This is a genomic window from Desulfovibrio sp. (genome assembly GCF_009712225.1).
Taxonomy (GTDB): Bacteria; Desulfobacterota; Desulfovibrionia; order Desulfovibrionales; family Desulfovibrionaceae; genus Desulfovibrio.
This window is the reverse complement of record NZ_WASP01000003.1, coordinates 1-14546: the sequence shown is the minus strand read 5'-3', so window position 1 is coordinate 14546 and position 14546 is coordinate 1. Positions and strand designations below refer to the sequence as shown.

At 57.5% G+C, this 14546-nt stretch carries 16 protein-coding genes and 1 other RNA gene; 10 read left to right on the top strand and 7 right to left on the bottom strand.

Features of this window, described 5'->3' with window-relative positions; genetic code table 11:
• Positions 1 to 6 precede the first annotated feature (6 nt).
• The 5 genes from F8N36_RS01080 to F8N36_RS01060 all read right to left on the bottom strand — a co-directional run bounded on the left by F8N36_RS01080 (position 7) and on the right by F8N36_RS01060 (position 3786).
• Complete coding sequence (locus F8N36_RS01080; protein ID WP_291330905.1) at positions 7 to 1176, bottom strand: C40 family peptidase; 1170 nt, start codon at positions 1174 to 1176, stop codon at positions 7 to 9.
• Between the two features lie 86 nt (positions 1177 to 1262).
• Positions 1263 to 1661: a flagellar basal body rod C-terminal domain-containing protein gene (locus F8N36_RS01075; RefSeq protein ID WP_291330904.1), complete on the bottom strand. Its 399-nt coding sequence runs from the start codon at positions 1659 to 1661 to the stop codon at positions 1263 to 1265.
• Between the two features lie 152 nt (positions 1662 to 1813).
• On the bottom strand, positions 1814 to 2602 hold the full coding sequence (folE2, locus tag F8N36_RS01070; protein ID WP_291330903.1) for a GTP cyclohydrolase FolE2: 789 nt from the start codon (positions 2600 to 2602) through the stop codon (positions 1814 to 1816).
• The gene (gene nikR, locus F8N36_RS01065) at positions 2602 to 3018 is read right to left on the bottom strand and encodes a nickel-responsive transcriptional regulator NikR (protein ID WP_291330902.1); all 417 of its coding nucleotides are present in this window, start codon (positions 3016 to 3018) and stop codon (positions 2602 to 2604) included. Before nikR ends, folE2 begins: the two co-directional genes overlap by 1 nt.
• A gap of 57 nt (positions 3019 to 3075) precedes the next feature.
• On the bottom strand, positions 3076 to 3786 hold the full coding sequence (locus F8N36_RS01060; protein ID WP_291330901.1) for a 50S ribosomal protein L11 methyltransferase: 711 nt from the start codon (positions 3784 to 3786) through the stop codon (positions 3076 to 3078).
• 237 nt (positions 3787 to 4023) lie between these two features.
• Between F8N36_RS01060 and ilvA the strand changes: the two genes are divergently transcribed.
• Positions 4024 to 5559 carry a threonine ammonia-lyase, biosynthetic gene (ilvA, locus tag F8N36_RS01055; RefSeq protein WP_291330900.1) on the top strand — a complete coding sequence of 512 codons (1536 nt, stop codon included), beginning with the start codon at positions 4024 to 4026 and terminating at the stop codon, positions 5557 to 5559.
• Positions 5560 to 5683: 124 nt separating this feature from the next.
• On the opposite strand, the gene F8N36_RS01050 is transcribed toward ilvA, so the two are convergent.
• Together F8N36_RS01050 and F8N36_RS01045 are read right to left on the bottom strand one after the other, a co-directional pair.
• Positions 5684 to 6184, bottom strand: a complete 501-nt coding sequence (locus tag F8N36_RS01050; RefSeq protein WP_291330899.1) for a protoporphyrinogen oxidase — start codon at positions 6182 to 6184, stop codon at positions 5684 to 5686.
• 74 nt (positions 6185 to 6258) lie between these two features.
• Complete coding sequence (locus F8N36_RS01045) at positions 6259 to 7203, bottom strand: spidroin-2 (RefSeq protein ID WP_291330898.1); 945 nt, start codon at positions 7201 to 7203, stop codon at positions 6259 to 6261.
• A gap of 135 nt (positions 7204 to 7338) precedes the next feature.
• Between F8N36_RS01045 and F8N36_RS01040 the strand changes: the two genes are divergently transcribed.
• The 9 genes from F8N36_RS01040 (at position 7339) to F8N36_RS01000 (ending at position 14298) form a co-directional block, all read left to right on the top strand.
• Entirely contained in the window at positions 7339 to 7923 is a 585-nt protein-coding gene (locus tag F8N36_RS01040) for a manganese efflux pump MntP family protein (RefSeq protein WP_291330897.1), read from the top strand.
• A 44-nt stretch (positions 7924 to 7967) separates the two neighbouring features.
• Positions 7968 to 8378, top strand: coding sequence for an OsmC family protein (locus tag F8N36_RS01035; RefSeq protein WP_291330896.1), 411 nt, complete (start codon positions 7968 to 7970; stop codon positions 8376 to 8378).
• A gap of 108 nt (positions 8379 to 8486) precedes the next feature.
• A complete protein-coding gene (locus tag F8N36_RS01030) occupies positions 8487 to 9608 on the top strand; it encodes a glycosyltransferase (RefSeq protein ID WP_291330895.1) in 1122 nt (373 codons plus the stop codon).
• Positions 9609 to 9714: 106 nt separating this feature from the next.
• Positions 9715 to 11070 (top strand): bifunctional UDP-N-acetylglucosamine diphosphorylase/glucosamine-1-phosphate N-acetyltransferase GlmU, encoded by a 1356-nt coding sequence (glmU, locus tag F8N36_RS01025; protein WP_291330894.1) that lies wholly within the window; start codon positions 9715 to 9717, stop codon positions 11068 to 11070.
• A 132-nt stretch (positions 11071 to 11202) separates the two neighbouring features.
• Entirely contained in the window at positions 11203 to 11448 is a 246-nt protein-coding gene (gene zapB, locus F8N36_RS01020; protein ID WP_291330893.1) for a cell division protein ZapB, read from the top strand.
• Positions 11449 to 11454: 6 nt separating this feature from the next.
• Complete coding sequence (zapA, locus tag F8N36_RS01015) at positions 11455 to 11727, top strand: cell division protein ZapA (RefSeq protein WP_291330892.1); 273 nt, start codon at positions 11455 to 11457, stop codon at positions 11725 to 11727.
• A gap of 12 nt (positions 11728 to 11739) precedes the next feature.
• Positions 11740 to 11923: non-coding RNA, 6S RNA (ssrS, locus tag F8N36_RS01010), on the top strand.
• A gap of 211 nt (positions 11924 to 12134) precedes the next feature.
• Positions 12135 to 13694, top strand: a complete 1560-nt coding sequence (gene rny, locus F8N36_RS01005; RefSeq protein WP_291330891.1) for a ribonuclease Y — start codon at positions 12135 to 12137, stop codon at positions 13692 to 13694.
• A gap of 16 nt (positions 13695 to 13710) precedes the next feature.
• Positions 13711 to 14298 (top strand): TRIC cation channel family protein, encoded by a 588-nt coding sequence (locus F8N36_RS01000; protein ID WP_291330890.1) that lies wholly within the window; start codon positions 13711 to 13713, stop codon positions 14296 to 14298.
• Positions 14299 to 14546: the final 248 nt, after the last annotated feature.

Below are 14546 nucleotides of genomic sequence, written 5' to 3'. Positions count from 1 at the left end.
CAGATCCTACGAATTGTTATCCCGCTTTTTCTCGGGAGCTTTTTTGGTTTTGCTGCTGTCAGACTTGGAAGCGACCTTGTCGGAATCAGACTTTTCCTTTTTGGCCGATTCTCCCTTGGAAGGTTCGCTCTTGGACGCGCTGGACTTGGAAGACCCGGACTTGCTGTCGCCCTTGGCAGCTTCCGACTTGTGGCTTTCGCTCTTGCGCGTGTCAGACTTGGCCGATTCAGACTTGCGGTTCTCGCTCTTGTGCTCCGACTTGGCGGCTTCCTGCTTGGAAGTTCCGGACTTGGAGGAGCTGGAATTGCTCTTTTTGTCCGACTTGTCTTCCTTGGTGGCAGATTTGGAAGAAGACTTGGCAGAGGATTTGTCCGACTTGTCGGCCTTTTCCACTTCAATCTTGCGGGTGGAGCTGTTCTTCTTGTCCAGGCTGGCCACTTCTACAAATTTGTCGCGAGATTTGGAGCGGTCCTTGTCTTTGTCCTTGGAACGATCCTTGTCTTTATCCTTGCTGTTCTTTTTGCTGTGGTCGTCGTTGGCGGCCATGCTGCGGGTAGGCTTGTGGCTGCGATATATATCGCGCACGGCCTTTTCCTCGGCGTAGTCGTTGAGACGGCTTTCCGCTTCGGCAACAAGATTTTCCGAGCCGTCCGTTTTTATGCGGCGGGCTCCAAGAAACGTGCCTTTAAAATAGGGATCGTCCAGAGAATTGATGCGCACGGTGGTGCGGCGGTGCGGGCTGTGGATGAATTTGCCATCGCCCACATAGATGCCGGTGTGATAACCCCGGCGGGGATGCCGGAAGGCAACGATGTCGCCAACCTGCATGTCTTCAACATTATTGATGCGTTTGCCTACTACAGACTGCTCGCGGGCTGTGCGGGGCAGATTTACGCCAACGCTTTTGTAAGCCCAGCACACAAAGCCGGAGCAGTCAAACCCGCCGGGAGACATGCCTCCCGGCACATATGGGGTGCCGATTGCCGACCTGGCCTTGCGCAAAAGCTGCTGGTTGCCCTGCTGCTCGTTATTATCAAAGGCTGCTTCGTAAGATCGGCGAAAGCGCTGTTCTGCCTGTGTGCTGTATGGGTCATTCTGATAGCCGCCTTTAGATGCGCAGCCAAATGCCATGGAACAAACAAGAGCCAGCACACACAGTTTCAGATATTTACCCATCGGCACTCCGTGTGGGTTGCGCCGCAGCAAAGGCCACGGCGGGTCACGCAAAAAAAACGGGAATAATCCCGCTTGTCTGTAGTTGGTCAGGCCTTGATGTCTAAAATTGTACCCAGCATGGAATCACTGGTGCGAACAACCTGGGCGTTAGCCTCATAGGCGTGCTGGGTAGAGATCATCGTGGTGAATTCTCGCGAAAGATCCGTTCCGCTGGGGGCGGATGCTTCAAGAGGAAGGCCTGAAGTGACATCATAGACTGCCTTTGCGGCAGCCCAGTCGGGGTTCTGGACAGCGGCAGAGCCAGCATCCTTGAGTACGGCGTCAAAACTGACGCCCTGATTGTTGGAGTTGTTGGAGTAAACAGCGCGACGCGGCTCAAAACCAGCCGTGCTAACGTTGGCTACATTATGCGCCGTTACAGCCGTGCCCCACGAAAAGGCATTCAGGGCTGACGCGCCGATTTGTAGGCTGTTGCTGCTACTCATCATTCACACCTTACGGCATTACTAGCATAAGTATTACCCGAATGCAAAAAACTTTTTTTGCCTTGGTTGGCGGGCACATGCGGCGCAACACCCAAAAACGTAAATGTTATTTGGGTGAGCGCAGCTTGTATTTGTGAGGAAAATACGGATGGTTAGGCTGTTACGCGAGCAGAAAGGTCGCGTTCTATGCGGGCAAAGGCATTGTGGTTATGTATTGATTCCATGCTCTCTACTTCAACACTAAACCATTCAACCTGACCGTGCGCCGTCAGGCGCTGGGCCACATTGCGCACCACGTCTTCCACAAAGGTGGGGTGGGCAAATGCGGTTTCGGTTACAAATTTTTCGTCTTCGCGCTTCAGCAGGGTGTAGACGGCAGATGAGCCGGACTCTTCGGCAATATCAATAAAGTCTTCAAGCCACGAAAAAGTACGCATACGCAGGCGCATGCGCACCATGGCGCGCTGGCTGTGCGCCCCTTCTTTGCTGATGGCCTTTGAGCAGGGGCAAACAGTCATCACCGGCACATCTGTTTCAAGCATAAACGACTGGCCCTTGTCGTCCAGCTCGCCGGTCAGACGGCATTCGTAGGCAACCGTGGCGGGGCTTCCCGATGCGGGGGCGTTTTTTACAATAAAGTAGGGAAAGCAAAAACGGGCATACGCACGCCGTGCGCCAAGCCGCTCCTTGATATTGAGCAGCAGCCGTCGCACCGACTGGTAGCTGATTTCATCACTCCATTGCTCAAGAGCCTCAACAAAGCGGCTCATATGCGTGCCCTTGAAGGAGGAAGGCAAGTCCACCCCCAGGTCTACGGTAGCCACGGTCTGTTGCTTGCCCTGGCAGCGATCGCGCACCAGCAGGGGCAGCTTGAGATCGCGAACACCCACGCGGTCGATATTCAGGGCAACCTGCGGGGCGTGGCTCTGTACGTCTTCCATTATGCCAAATCCTGTCCTGTGGTGGTGGCGGTAAATGTGCCGTGCTTTACGCCTCGGCATGAGATCAGTTTGTCGGCGAGGGCGCGCAGGCGCGCGGGCTCGCCCTTGAGAACCAGAACCTCAAGGCAGTTGTGGTGGTCAAGGTGCACATGCAGCGTGGTGACGATAAGGTCGTGGTCATCGTGCTGAATGGCCATGAGGCGGCGGGCCAGGTCGTTTTTGTGGTGGTCGTACACCAAGGTGAGCGTGCCCGCCCCCGAGGGGTCGTTGCTCCAGCGTTCTTCCACCAGCGCCTTGCGGATAAGGTCGCGGATGGCTTCGGAACGGTTGGGGTAGCTTTTGCGTTTGCACAGTTCGTCAAACGGTTCCAGCAGGTCCTCATCCAGTGAAACACCAAAGCGTGCCAGGTTTCCCATGGTATTTTCCGTTTTGCCCCGGTGGGGCTCAGTGCTGTAGTTGAAGAATACCGTCCGTCAGGCCCGGCGGCAGATTTCCCAAACATGAACTGTAACTGGCACGGGCTGGGCGTAAAGGGGCTCGACCGTTTCGGTGTATACCCGGCGGCCTTGCCAGCCGCCGCTTTGCAGCGCGTGCAAAAAGGCATCGTATACCGAGCGGCCAGGTTCCGCCACCCATGCCGCGCCATCGGAGGCCAGGGCATGGTCGAGAAAACGCAGCACCGGGGCCACAAAGCGTTTTTCGTACATTATATCGCCGCCCCAGATGCGGTGCATGCTCTGCGCCCGCACGGCTGGACGCCGCCAGTCCATCACTGTCCAGAGCGGCTGCGACACGTTGTTGAGCCCTGCGTTGCGGTAGGCAAAATGCAGGGCGTCTTCCTCGTAATCCATGGCTGTCACCTGGGCGCCAAGCCACTGGCCCACCATGGCGGTAAGCCCCAGCCCGCAACCGAGATCAAGGCAGGCCTGCCCCGATATGGCTTGCTGCTGCTGCGACAGCCAGCCTGCCAGCGCCACGCTTGAAGGCCACAGTTCTGTCCAGTAGGGCAGGCGTTCGTCTTCAAAATTGTCGGGCGCGGCGGTCATGGCATCCCACAGCTGTTCCAGGTCGGCTGCTCTGGACAGCCGCCATATGCGACCTGCCGCGCGCACTGATATGTGCGGCGTGTATTCGGTCAGCCCATGTGTTTCGGATGCGGAAAACTCGGAAGTCAGTTCGGTCATCGACAAAGCATAGCGCAACCGGGGTTAGCTGTACAGATACGGCAACAGGCCTGCCCCAGTGTGGTTTTGCGTTGTATGCACCCAACAGCCAAAGCATTTTTGCCTGTGCCGCACAGGGATTTTTGAAAAGTAAGCACTTGAGAAGCATTTATTGCGGGTATATAAAGATGGGCCTTACAAAAATGCGTTTTTAGACCGCAAGGGCGGCCATGCGCGAAGCCTCGCAAGGACATTCTCATGGACAAGCACAGCGAATATCTGAACCGTATCCTTTTAAGCCGCGTGTACGACGTGGCGGTTGAAACCCCACTGGACGAGGCGGTAAGTCTTTCGCGCCGCACTGGCAACAATATTTATCTCAAGCGCGAAGACCTGCAGCCTGTTTTTTCTTTCAAGATTCGTGGCGCTTACAACAAGATGGCGCACCTGTCCAAGGAAGAACTGCGTAGGGGCATTATTACCGCCTCGGCTGGCAATCATGCTCAGGGCGTGGCCCTGGGTGCGCGCAAGCTGGGGTGTGAGGCTACCATCGTCATGCCCGTGACCACGCCCGCCATCAAGGTTGAGGCGGTAAAAAGGCTGGGCGGCCAGGTGGTGCTTTCGGGCGAATCGTTCAGTGATGCCTGGCAGCATACCCTTGACCTGATTCAGGAAACCGGCTGCGTGTACATCCCCCCCTTTGATGACCCAGACGTCATCGCAGGGCAGGGCACTATTGCCATGGAAATTTTGCGCCAGCACCCCGGTGACATCCACGCCGTGTTTGTGCCCATTGGCGGCGGCGGCATGGCAGCGGGCGTTGCCGCATATATCAAGAACCTGCGTCCCGAGATTCGCGTTATTGGTGTGGAACCCGTGGATTCCGACGCCATGCGGCGTTCCGTGATGGCTGGTCAGCGCGTGGAAATGCACGACGTGGGCCTGTTTGCCGACGGTGTGGCCGTAAAGCTTGTGGGCGAGGAAACTTTTGTTCTGTGCCGTGACTTGCTCGATGACATCATCACGGTAGAGACGGACGCTATCTGCGGCGCCATCAAGGATATTTTTGAAGACACCCGGGTGGTGGCCGAACCTGCCGGCGCGCTTTCGCTGGCTGGTCTGCGGGCCTACGCCAAGGCGGGTGGTCTGCAGGACGCCACCCTTGTGGCCATTGTGAGCGGCGCAAACATGAACTTTGACCGCTTGAGCCACGTGGTTGACCGAGCCGAAATCGGCGCCCAGCGAGAGGCCCTGCTAGCCGTGACCATTCCCGAAACCGTGGGCAGCTTCCGCCAGTTGTGCGCCTCGTTTGGCAGTCGCAACATTACCGAGCTGTGCACGCGTTATTCCGACCCGGTCAAGGCCAGGGTTCTGGTGGGTATCAAGATCAACGGGCGCGATGATGTGGCTCAGGTGCTCAAAGAGCTGCGCGGCAAGGGTTTTGAGGCTATTGATCTGACGGATAACGAGTTGGCCAAGGTGCACGTGCGCCATCTGGTGGGCGGCAACGCTCCCCAGATTCTGCATGAGCGCCTGCTGCGCTTTACCTTCCCTGAACGCCCCGGCGCGCTGCTTGATTTTATGGATGCCATGCGGGTGGATTTCAGCATCACTCTATTCCAGTACCGTTACCATGGTGCGGACTTTGGCCGCGTGCTGGTGGGATTTGAAGCACCGGAAGAAAAAAAGGCCGCCTTCGAGGACTTTCTCAAGCGTGTTGAGGCCATGGGCTACCCGCATGTGGAAGAATCCAACAACGATGCCTACAGGATGTTTCTTGGCTGGCACGAATAGGCGCTTAAACTTCGGTCTGCCGCAGGGCAGGCCACAGTAACAGCATGTAAAAAACGGCTGCCCCGCAAGGAGCAGCCGTTTTTTTGCAGCCGCTGTCTGGCTGCTGCACGGGAAGGTTTGTAGCTTACTGGCCCAGCAGCTTGGCGGCTTCGGGCTTAAGCCCTTTGAGGCTGGCAAAAACAGCTTCCGCCCCGCGGTGATCAGGATCTTGCAAAATGGCGATAAAGACTCTGTCAGGAGTGGTGCTGACCTTGGTCACGCCGGGCGCAGGAAATATCTGGCTGCGCACTTCACCATTGAATGTCCAGAACGGGCCCTGCGGCCGCGGCGTAGAGGAGTTTGCCTGAAGCGGCGCAAGCTTGTTGGCCACAGCGGCGCTGTCGTCTTTCTGGTCGTTGGGCAGCACAAAAATGCTGATGAGGGCATCGTACCCATCTTTCTTGGCGTTGGACAGGCCCAGAACGAGCATGCATTCGTCGGGGTTGCCCGACTTGAAGCCCATGTTTTCCTCGCCGTCCCAGCCTTGCGGCAGATCGGCACTAAAAAGGGTAAAAGAGCGCGTTTCGGCTTGAGCGCTGACCGCCAGACAAAGTACAAGAAGAGTTATAACCGTCAATCTCCGCATGGGTTCCTCCTGGTAGCGGAAAAAAAGCCCGCGTGAGGCCTTCGTATACGCCCGGCTTTGCGGGCGGGCAAGCCTCAGCGGCCAAGCATCACAATAAAGGGATAACTGGCGCCCAGCACCAGCAACGATAAACCGAGCGTGTTGAGCCAGTAAAGCTTGCGAGGGGCACGCAGAGCAAACAGGGCAACCCAGCAGGCAATGGCAAGAGTTGTGGGCACAAGGCCCAAGGCCTGTTCTGCAACGCCTTGCGGCAGGGGGCCAGACCGCAGGGAAATGCCGATCACAAGGCCCCATCGGTCGATGCAGCGGGGAATAAAGCCAACCATTGCCCACAGGGCGCACCAACGGGCCGCGCGCTGCTCATCGTCAGGCGCAAGGGAGGCTGAGCCAGAGGCTGTTTTTAATGAAAGCACCAGAAGCGCCACACTGCCCGCCGGTGCAAGCGCGGTAAAATATTCGTGCAATGTGCTGGAGAGTACCGTCAGCGCCACATCGGCCATGGTCAGCCCCTGAGGCAGGCCAGAAAACGGCCAGTTGGGCAAAACCTGCGCCATAAAAAAGCACAGTGCGGCCAGCAGGGCCAGGCCTACGCGCACGCCGATCTGGCCGGGTTGCCAGTAGTCCTTTTCTGCTCTGGGCTGCGAGGTGGTGGTCTTGTCGGCCACAAGATATCCCAGAAGGCAGGTGATGCCCGCAAGCCAGGCGATTACAGATGTGGAGTAGGGCAGCATGGCGGGCATCCATGGCGAGATGCCATCGAGCATATGCTGCGAACCGCGCACGCCCGCCAGCAGAGCGAGCACGCCGCCCACGGCAAGCAGGGGGCCGAGAAATGCCAGGCCAGCGGCGTAGCGCGCCAGCGTGTGAGCGCCAATGGCACTGAGCCGGGCATTGCCGCGCCTGCCGGTTGCCAGGGTAAGAGCAATAATTACGGGCATGGCCGAGGCGGCGCTTGCGCCCAGAGTAAGAACAGCGGCAATCCATTGCCAGCAGAAAAGCCAAGAAGGAATAGTTTGCATGACCAGTCTTGTATCCTGTGGGCGTTGCAGCCGCAAGTGCAAGAGCCAGCTTGCGGCTGTGGCGCCCTTGGCCTATAGTCCGGCCATTCTGTAATCGTTGCTGGCGGCCCGTTTGCGCCGCCCCATGAGGTTTTTATGTCGTTTTATGCAGTGCTGTTGCTGGCTGTCGCCCTTTCAATGGATGCCTTTGCTGTTGCCCTGGCATCTGGCTGCGCGTTGCGCGCCCCGCTTCCCCGCCATTATTTCAGAATTTCGGCGGCATTCGGATTTTTTCAGTTCGCCATGCCGGTTGTCGGCTGGTATCTGGGCGTAACTGTGCGCTCTTATATTGAAGACTGGGATCACTGGATTGCCTTTGGCCTGCTGGGCTGGATTGGCGGCAAGATGGTACTTTCAGGCGTTTCCGCCCTGCGGGCTCGTGCATGCTGTCCGCGTCCCTCTGTGGATCCCACCGCTGGCCGCAACCTGCTTGTGCTGAGCGTTGCCACAAGCATTGATGCCCTGGCTGTTGGCCTTTCATTTGCCATTCTGGGAACCCAGGTGTGGGGGCCCTCGCTCGTGATCGGAGTGGTCTGCGCGTTCATAACCGCTGCTGGTGTCTTTTTGGGCAAGGCCCTGGCCAACCTGTGCGCTGTTAACGGCTGGGCAGAACTTTTGGGCGGGCTGACCCTGCTGGCTATTGCCTGCAACACGCTGCGCGAGCATAATGTTTTTGGCTAAAGCTTCATGAATGCCGTAAGCACGGCACAACAGCAGGAGTTTGCATGGCTACCGTGAGCGCAAAATATCTTGGCGATCTGCGTGTGGAGTGCGTCCACAACCAGAGTGGCACAAAAATCATTACCGATGCCCCCACCGACAACCAGGGCAAGGGCGAAGCTTTTTCGCCTACCGACCTCTGCGCCACCGCCCTTGGCGCCTGCGCCATGACCATTATTGGCATTTATGCCAAAAATCATGGTGTGGACGTGACCGGCACGGAAATGGAAATTACCAAAACCATGAGCGCCGACCCACGCCGCATTGGCAAGATCGAAGTAACCTTCACCATGCCCGACCGGGAATATTCCGCAAAGGACAAGGCGAGTATTGAGCGCTGCACCCAAAGTTGCCCGGTGCACCACACCCTGCACCCCGATGTGGAGCAGGTCTTTACTTTTGTGTGGAAAAACTGAGGTCGCGTACCGATTCCAGACATGCCCGAGCGGGCCGGTTGAAATATTCCATAGTTCCGGCGGGGCAGGGGGGCCAGCCCTCTGCCCCTCGGCATAGCAGGAGGCAGCATGCCCGCGCAAATTCTGGTATCGGTCATCATCCCCAGCTACAATTATGCCGCGTTTTTGCCGCAGGCCGTGGCAAGCGTGCTGGCACAGCGCGCGTCTGGCCTTGAGGTAGAGGTTATTGTTGTAGACGACGGCTCAACGGATGATACCGCTGAGGTCGTTCGTGGAATGGGCGATGATGTCCGGTATATATATCAGGAAAATCAGGGGCTTTCTGCAGCAAGAAATGCCGGCTTGCGCGCGGCGCAGGGCGAATTTGTCGCCTTTCTCGATGCGGACGACCTGCAGGCAAAGGGCATGCTGGCAAGCCAGCTACAGGTTTTTGCCGCTCAGCCAGAGCTTGATATTGTCATCTGCCGCTGCGTTGATTTTTCGGGCAGCACCGTAACGCAGATCGAGGGGCTGTGGTCGCTGGTCAACAGCCACTGGGATGTGCACGCCTGTAATGCCAACCTCGCTCCTGTGCACTGTTATCTGGTGCGTACCGCCCTTGTCCGCCGTGCTGGTTTTTTTGATGAAGCCCTCAAATCATGCGAAGATCAGGACTACTGGCTGCGTTGCTACGGTCTGGGAGCCAAAGTGGGCGTGAACCCCGATGGCCTTGTGTTGTACCGCAAACACGGCAACAGCATGACCGTCAACCGCTCGCGCATGTACGGGCACGATTCACTTATGCAGGAAAAGATCGCCGACATGCTGCGCAGCTTGCCGCGCTTTCCCGACCATGCAAAGTGCGCGGGTTGGCTTGCGCACGCCGCAGGCAGCCTTGTTTCGGCTGGTTATCTTTGTCAGCACGACCATGAGCGCATGCTTGTCATGCAGGATTTTTTTACGCGGGCCGTACTCAATGCGGCGCCGCTTTTCAGGGCCGACGCTGAGTGCGATGTTTCTGCCCCCCTGTGTCACATACAATATTATTATGGGGGGCGCTGCCTGCGCCTCATCAATTGGCAGGGCCTGCAGCTCACGCCTCCGGCAGCCAAGGCTGTCATGGTGCTCAAGCGCATGTTTCCGCGTCTGGCAGATATTTCTGCCGAAGGGCTCGACGCCCGCCTGCGCAGCACATACGGCAAACTTTGCATTTCGGGCATGCCGCCCCAGCTGCGCGCCGAACAGGGGTAACCCCGTCGCACCGTATTTTGCCCGTGGTCTTGCTGTTTGGGCCGCAAGAGGCTATTGGTCTGCCTGCACAGTTTTTCGCCACATGTGGCGATCGAAGGAGATATTCATGCCGAAGAACGCGGCTTTGATTCTTGCTGCGGGCAAGGGAACCCGCATGCATTCCGACCGGCCCAAGGTGCTGCAGACCCTGCTGGGCGAGCCCATGCTTGCCTGTGTTATTGAAGCGTTGCGCCCTGTTTTTTCAGAAGACATATGGGTTGTGGCCGGGCACCGCGCCGAAATGGTGCAGGCGGCCTTTCCGGATGCACGTTTTGTGCTGCAAGAGCAGCAGCTTGGCACCGGGCATGCTCTTATTCAGGCCCTGCCCGCGCTGACAGAGGCTGGCTGTACGCACCTTCTGGTCGTTAACGGCGATGCCCCCCTGCTTTCAGAATCTCTGGTTCGTTCTTTTCTTGCCGAGGCTGTCGGGGCCGATTTGGCCTTTGCAACCATAGAGCTCGACAATCCCGGCGCATATGGCCGCGTCGTGCGCCAGCAGGGCAAGGTCAAAGCCATTGTTGAAGCCAAGGATTACGACGCTTCGCTCTACGGCCCTGCCTCCAACGAGGTTAACGCGGGCATGTACTATTGCAGCCTTGCGGCGGTGGAAACCCTTTTGCCGCACCTGAGCAACAGCAACAAGAGCGGCGAATATTACATAACTGACCTCATTGGGCTTGCCGTTGCGGAAAAATACGAGGTACTGGGCATTCAGTGCGGTCGTGATGATTCGCTCATGGGCGTGAATTCGCCTGTGGAGCTTTCGCGTATGGAAGAAACCCTGCGTGCCCGCATTGTTGATGGGCTGCTTGCTTCTGGCGTTATCGTGCACGCGCCCGGTTCCGTGCGGGTGGGGCCGCTGGCGCAGATTGAGCCCGGCGCGGAGCTGACCGGCCCGTGCGAAATTTACGGTCACACCAGCATCAGCAGTGGCGCTAGCGTTGCCTCGCACTGCGTTGTGCGCGACTGCGTGATCTCCAACAATGCCGAAATCCGCTCTTTTTCCCATATTGAAAAAGCCCGCGTGGGCGCGGCAGCCCTGGTGGGGCCCTATGCCCGCCTGCGGCCCGGTGCGGTGCTTGAAGAGCAGTCGCATGTGGGCAACTTTGTGGAGCTTAAAAAGACCCACCTCGGCAAGGGGGCCAAGGCCAATCACCTTACCTACCTCGGCGATGCCGAAATAGGCGAGGGCACAAACATCGGCGCTGGCACAATTACCTGCAATTACGACGGTAAACACAAGTTTCAGACCAGGATAGGCCGCTATGCTTTTATTGGCAGCAATACCGCCCTGGTTGCGCCTGTGACCGTGGGAGACGATGCCCTTGTGGGCGCGGGGTCGGTGATTACCCGCGACGTGCCAAATGGCGAGCTGGCCATTGCCCGCGAAAGGCAAAAAAACATGCCGCGCAAAAACAGCTAGGCAAGATTTGCGGCAGGTGTCGCAAGGGGTTACGATACATATGGCCCGCGCTGGCACTGGTCGGCGCGGGTATTTTTTCGCTTGCGCGTATCCATTCTTGCCAAGGTTATGCCGCGGTGTTATCTACAAATCATGGAACTTTTGGAGCAGCTAGAATCGCAGGTTGAGGCGCTTTTGGCCCGGCTTGACCGCCTTAAGGCGGAAAACGCGACTATCCGCGCGGAGTCTGCAGCTGTGGCAGCTGAAAATGAAGCGCTTGATAAGGAAAACCAAAAGCTGCGTGAAGCTCTTGAAAACGAAGAAAAGCTGCGTACAGAGGCACTGAATCGCATAGACGCCTTGCTGCGCAGGATTCAGGAGCACGACAGCGTCGAGTAGGTTTTTGTGAACCAGGATACTATCAACCTCACCGTTCTTGGGCTGAGCATAGCTTTCAAGCCCGGCGCAGATATGCGGCGTGTGCAGGAAGCTGTGCGGCTGGTAGAGGAACGGTTCGCAGACCAGAAGCTGAGGTTCCACGGAGGGCAGACCAAGGACATTCTGCTGACTTTCATAGCCCTTGGACTGGCGGATGATTTGCTGCAATCGCAGAAAGAGCAGGCCGACGTGCAGAATCGCGTCGAGGCCCTGCTTTCAAAAATAGAGGAGTCCTCTTAGGCTCCTTTGGGCGCTTCCCTGGGACGCGCGTGATTTATGCCTCGGTGCTAACCTGACAAGATTATAATAGGGAGTCGTCACTGTCCTCGTGTGTGCATGCCCGGCAAGACCGGGAAGCCTGGAGAGGACACACAGGCGCCCGACCTGGTTATCCAGGTTCTGTACCGCAAGCATGACACGGCGCTCCGGGGAACGCGCCTCTCTTTTGACGTATCTGGCTGCCTTTCGCGCAGCCGGTGCTTTTGCGCAGTTCACTCCAGACCGGTGTATCGGTATCCAGCCAGGGTTTCAGCAGCCTTTTGGGCTCATTTTGCTACGGCGTGCGGTGATTTTGCCGCCTGCCGGTGTTCGTCGGCCCGCGCCTGTTGGCGCTGGGTCCGTATTGATAAAAGAGAGAGGCTGGATTCATGGATCCATTGTTCATTGCAGCGCTTGTAGCTGCGGCGCTGCTGGGGGTGGCGCTGGGGGTGTTGGCGCACAAGCGTTCAGCCGCAAAGCGAGTTGGCGACGCCGATGATCTGGCGAAACGCATAGTTGCTGAAGCGCGCAAAGAGGCGCAGGCCCAGAAGAAAGAAATTTTGCTTCAGGGTCAGGATGATCTGTTTAACCAGAAACGCGAGCTCGAAAACGAATTCAAGGAACGTGAGCGCGAGGTCAAGGCCCGCGAACGCAAGCTTGAAGAAATGGGCGGTCGCCTTGAAGAAAAGCTGGAAAAAGCCACCACAAGAGAGCATGAGCTGCTGACCTCTGAAAAAGAACTGGCCCGCAAGGAACGCCAGCTCACAGAGTCTGAGATATTCCTGCAGACCCGTATCGAAGAGCAGGAGCAGAGACTTTCGGAAATCGCCGGCCTCACCGCCGACGAGGCAAAGGCCAGGCTTTTCAGCGAAATTGAGGCCAAAACACGGCACGAATCGGCGCGCATGATCCGCCAGATCGAAATGGAAGCGCGCGAAACTGCCGACCGCAAGGCCAAAGAAATTCTCTGTAATGTCATCCAGCGCTATGCGGGCGACTACGTCAACGAGCAGACCGTCACGGCCGTGACCCTTCCCAGCGAAGACATGAAGGGTCGCATTATTGGTCGCGAGGGGCGCAATATCCGCGCACTCGAGGCGGCCACCGGCGTCGATCTCATTATAGACGACACGCCCGAAACCGTTATTCTCTCTGCCTACAGTCCTCTGCGCCGCCAGGTGGCCAAGATGGCGCTTGAACGTTTGATTCAGGATGGCCGCATCCACCCCGCCCGCATTGAGGATATTGTACAGAAGTGTGAGCAGGAGCTGGATACGCAGGTGCGCGAGGTGGGCGAACAGGCCACATTTGACGCGGGCGTTCACGGCATTCATCCTGAAATTGTTCGCCTTCTTGGGCAGTTGCGCTACCGTACCTCATTTACACAAAACGTGTTGCAGCATTCGCTTGAGGTGTCTGCCCTGTGCGGCATGATGGCCGCCGAGCTTGGCATGGATGTTAAAAAGGCCAAACGTGCAGGTTTGCTGCACGATATCGGCAAGGCCGTTGACCACGAGGTTGAAGGCCCGCACGCCCTCATCGGCGCGGACATCGCCAAGAAATACAACGAAAGCCAGGAAATCATCCACGCCATTGCCGCCCACCACGAAGACCAGCGCCCCTCAACGGCTCTGGCCGTGCTTGTGCAGGCAGCGGACTCCATCTCTGGCGCGCGCCCCGGCGCACGTAAAGAATTGCTCGAAAACTACGTGAAGCGGCTTGAAGACCTGGAAGGCATCGCCACCAGTTTTGACGGCGTCAGCAAGGCATACGCCATTCAGGCTGGCCGTGAGATTCGCGTGATGGTCAATTCCGATATGGTTGACGACGATACCACCTATATCCTCTGTAAGGATATTGCTGAAAAGATTGAGAAGAATCTTACCTATCCCGGGCAGATCCGCGTAACTGTCATTCGCGAACGCCGGGCAGTGGGGTTGGCCAAGTAATCTTCTGGGTGCGCGCATGCAGAACCTTCCTTTGTTTGTGTTAGATCTGGCGGCCAGCTTCGTGCTGGCCGCTGCCGCATCTTGTAGGGCGCGCTCTACAGGTGCCCATTTCAGCGGCGCTGCCGTTCTTGCCTGTCTGGCAGGGATGGCGGCGCCGCTTGTGCGTGACGGGCTGCTTGGCTATGCCGCTTTTACTCTCAATCAGGGGGAGTACCTGGCCGCGTGTGTTAGCGGCGGCGTAGCGGGCATTTTGATAGGGCAGAGCAGCCGGGGCTGGCTTTCCTTTTTCTGGCTCGATGCACTGGGGCTGGCCCTTGGGGCTGGCGTAGGTACCGTAAAGGGCTTGATGGGGGGGCTTGGCCCCACTGGCTGCATACTGGTTGGGGTGTTGGGCGGTATTGTTGGTGGCCTCGTGCGCGACCTGTGCCTTGGCGACATGGCCCGTGTAGTGGAAGAAGAAATGTACGCTACGGCGGCAGCGCTGGGGGGTATGCTGGCTCTTGCACTGCTGCTGCTCACAAATCTTCCGCAGTGGCAAAGCGCCCTGTGTGGCTCTGTGTTGGTTCTGGTGCTGCGGGGGATGCGAAAAGTCAAATTTTCCTGAATCGACGGCCGGTTTGGCTAAATTTCGTCAAAATTTGCCATACTGACTTGACTCTGGGGCGGCGTTTCAGTATTTTTAACTTCCGCTACACGAACAAGCAGCGCTTTCCGAAGTTAAATTTGAAGAAAGCAGAAAAATTGGTTGACTTGTGTGGCAGGGTGGAGCATAACCGCTCCTCGCGACAAGGGAAAAGGTTTCACGGAAACGCAAGCGAAATGAAATTTCGCGGAAACGAAAAAAACGGTTGA

Coding starts and splice junctions, on each gene's coding strand:
- F8N36_RS01080 (WP_291330905.1), bottom strand. CDS start 1,176: ATGGGTAAATATCTGAAACTGTGTGTGCTGGCTCTTGTTTGTTCCATG.
- F8N36_RS01075 (WP_291330904.1), bottom strand. CDS start 1,661: ATGAGTAGCAGCAACAGCCTACAAATCGGCGCGTCAGCCCTGAATGCC.
- folE2 (WP_291330903.1), bottom strand. CDS start 2,602: ATGGAAGACGTACAGAGCCACGCCCCGCAGGTTGCCCTGAATATCGAC.
- nikR (WP_291330902.1), bottom strand. CDS start 3,018: ATGGGAAACCTGGCACGCTTTGGTGTTTCACTGGATGAGGACCTGCTG.
- F8N36_RS01060 (WP_291330901.1), bottom strand. CDS start 3,786: ATGACCGAACTGACTTCCGAGTTTTCCGCATCCGAAACACATGGGCTG.
- ilvA (WP_291330900.1), top strand. CDS start 4,024: ATGGACAAGCACAGCGAATATCTGAACCGTATCCTTTTAAGCCGCGTG.
- F8N36_RS01050 (WP_291330899.1), bottom strand. CDS start 6,184: ATGCGGAGATTGACGGTTATAACTCTTCTTGTACTTTGTCTGGCGGTC.
- F8N36_RS01045 (WP_291330898.1), bottom strand. CDS start 7,203: ATGCAAACTATTCCTTCTTGGCTTTTCTGCTGGCAATGGATTGCCGCT.
- F8N36_RS01040 (WP_291330897.1), top strand. CDS start 7,339: ATGTCGTTTTATGCAGTGCTGTTGCTGGCTGTCGCCCTTTCAATGGAT.
- F8N36_RS01035 (WP_291330896.1), top strand. CDS start 7,968: ATGGCTACCGTGAGCGCAAAATATCTTGGCGATCTGCGTGTGGAGTGC.
- F8N36_RS01030 (WP_291330895.1), top strand. CDS start 8,487: ATGCCCGCGCAAATTCTGGTATCGGTCATCATCCCCAGCTACAATTAT.
- glmU (WP_291330894.1), top strand. CDS start 9,715: ATGCCGAAGAACGCGGCTTTGATTCTTGCTGCGGGCAAGGGAACCCGC.
- zapB (WP_291330893.1), top strand. CDS start 11,203: ATGGAACTTTTGGAGCAGCTAGAATCGCAGGTTGAGGCGCTTTTGGCC.
- rny (WP_291330891.1), top strand. CDS start 12,135: ATGGATCCATTGTTCATTGCAGCGCTTGTAGCTGCGGCGCTGCTGGGG.
- F8N36_RS01000 (WP_291330890.1), top strand. CDS start 13,711: ATGCAGAACCTTCCTTTGTTTGTGTTAGATCTGGCGGCCAGCTTCGTG.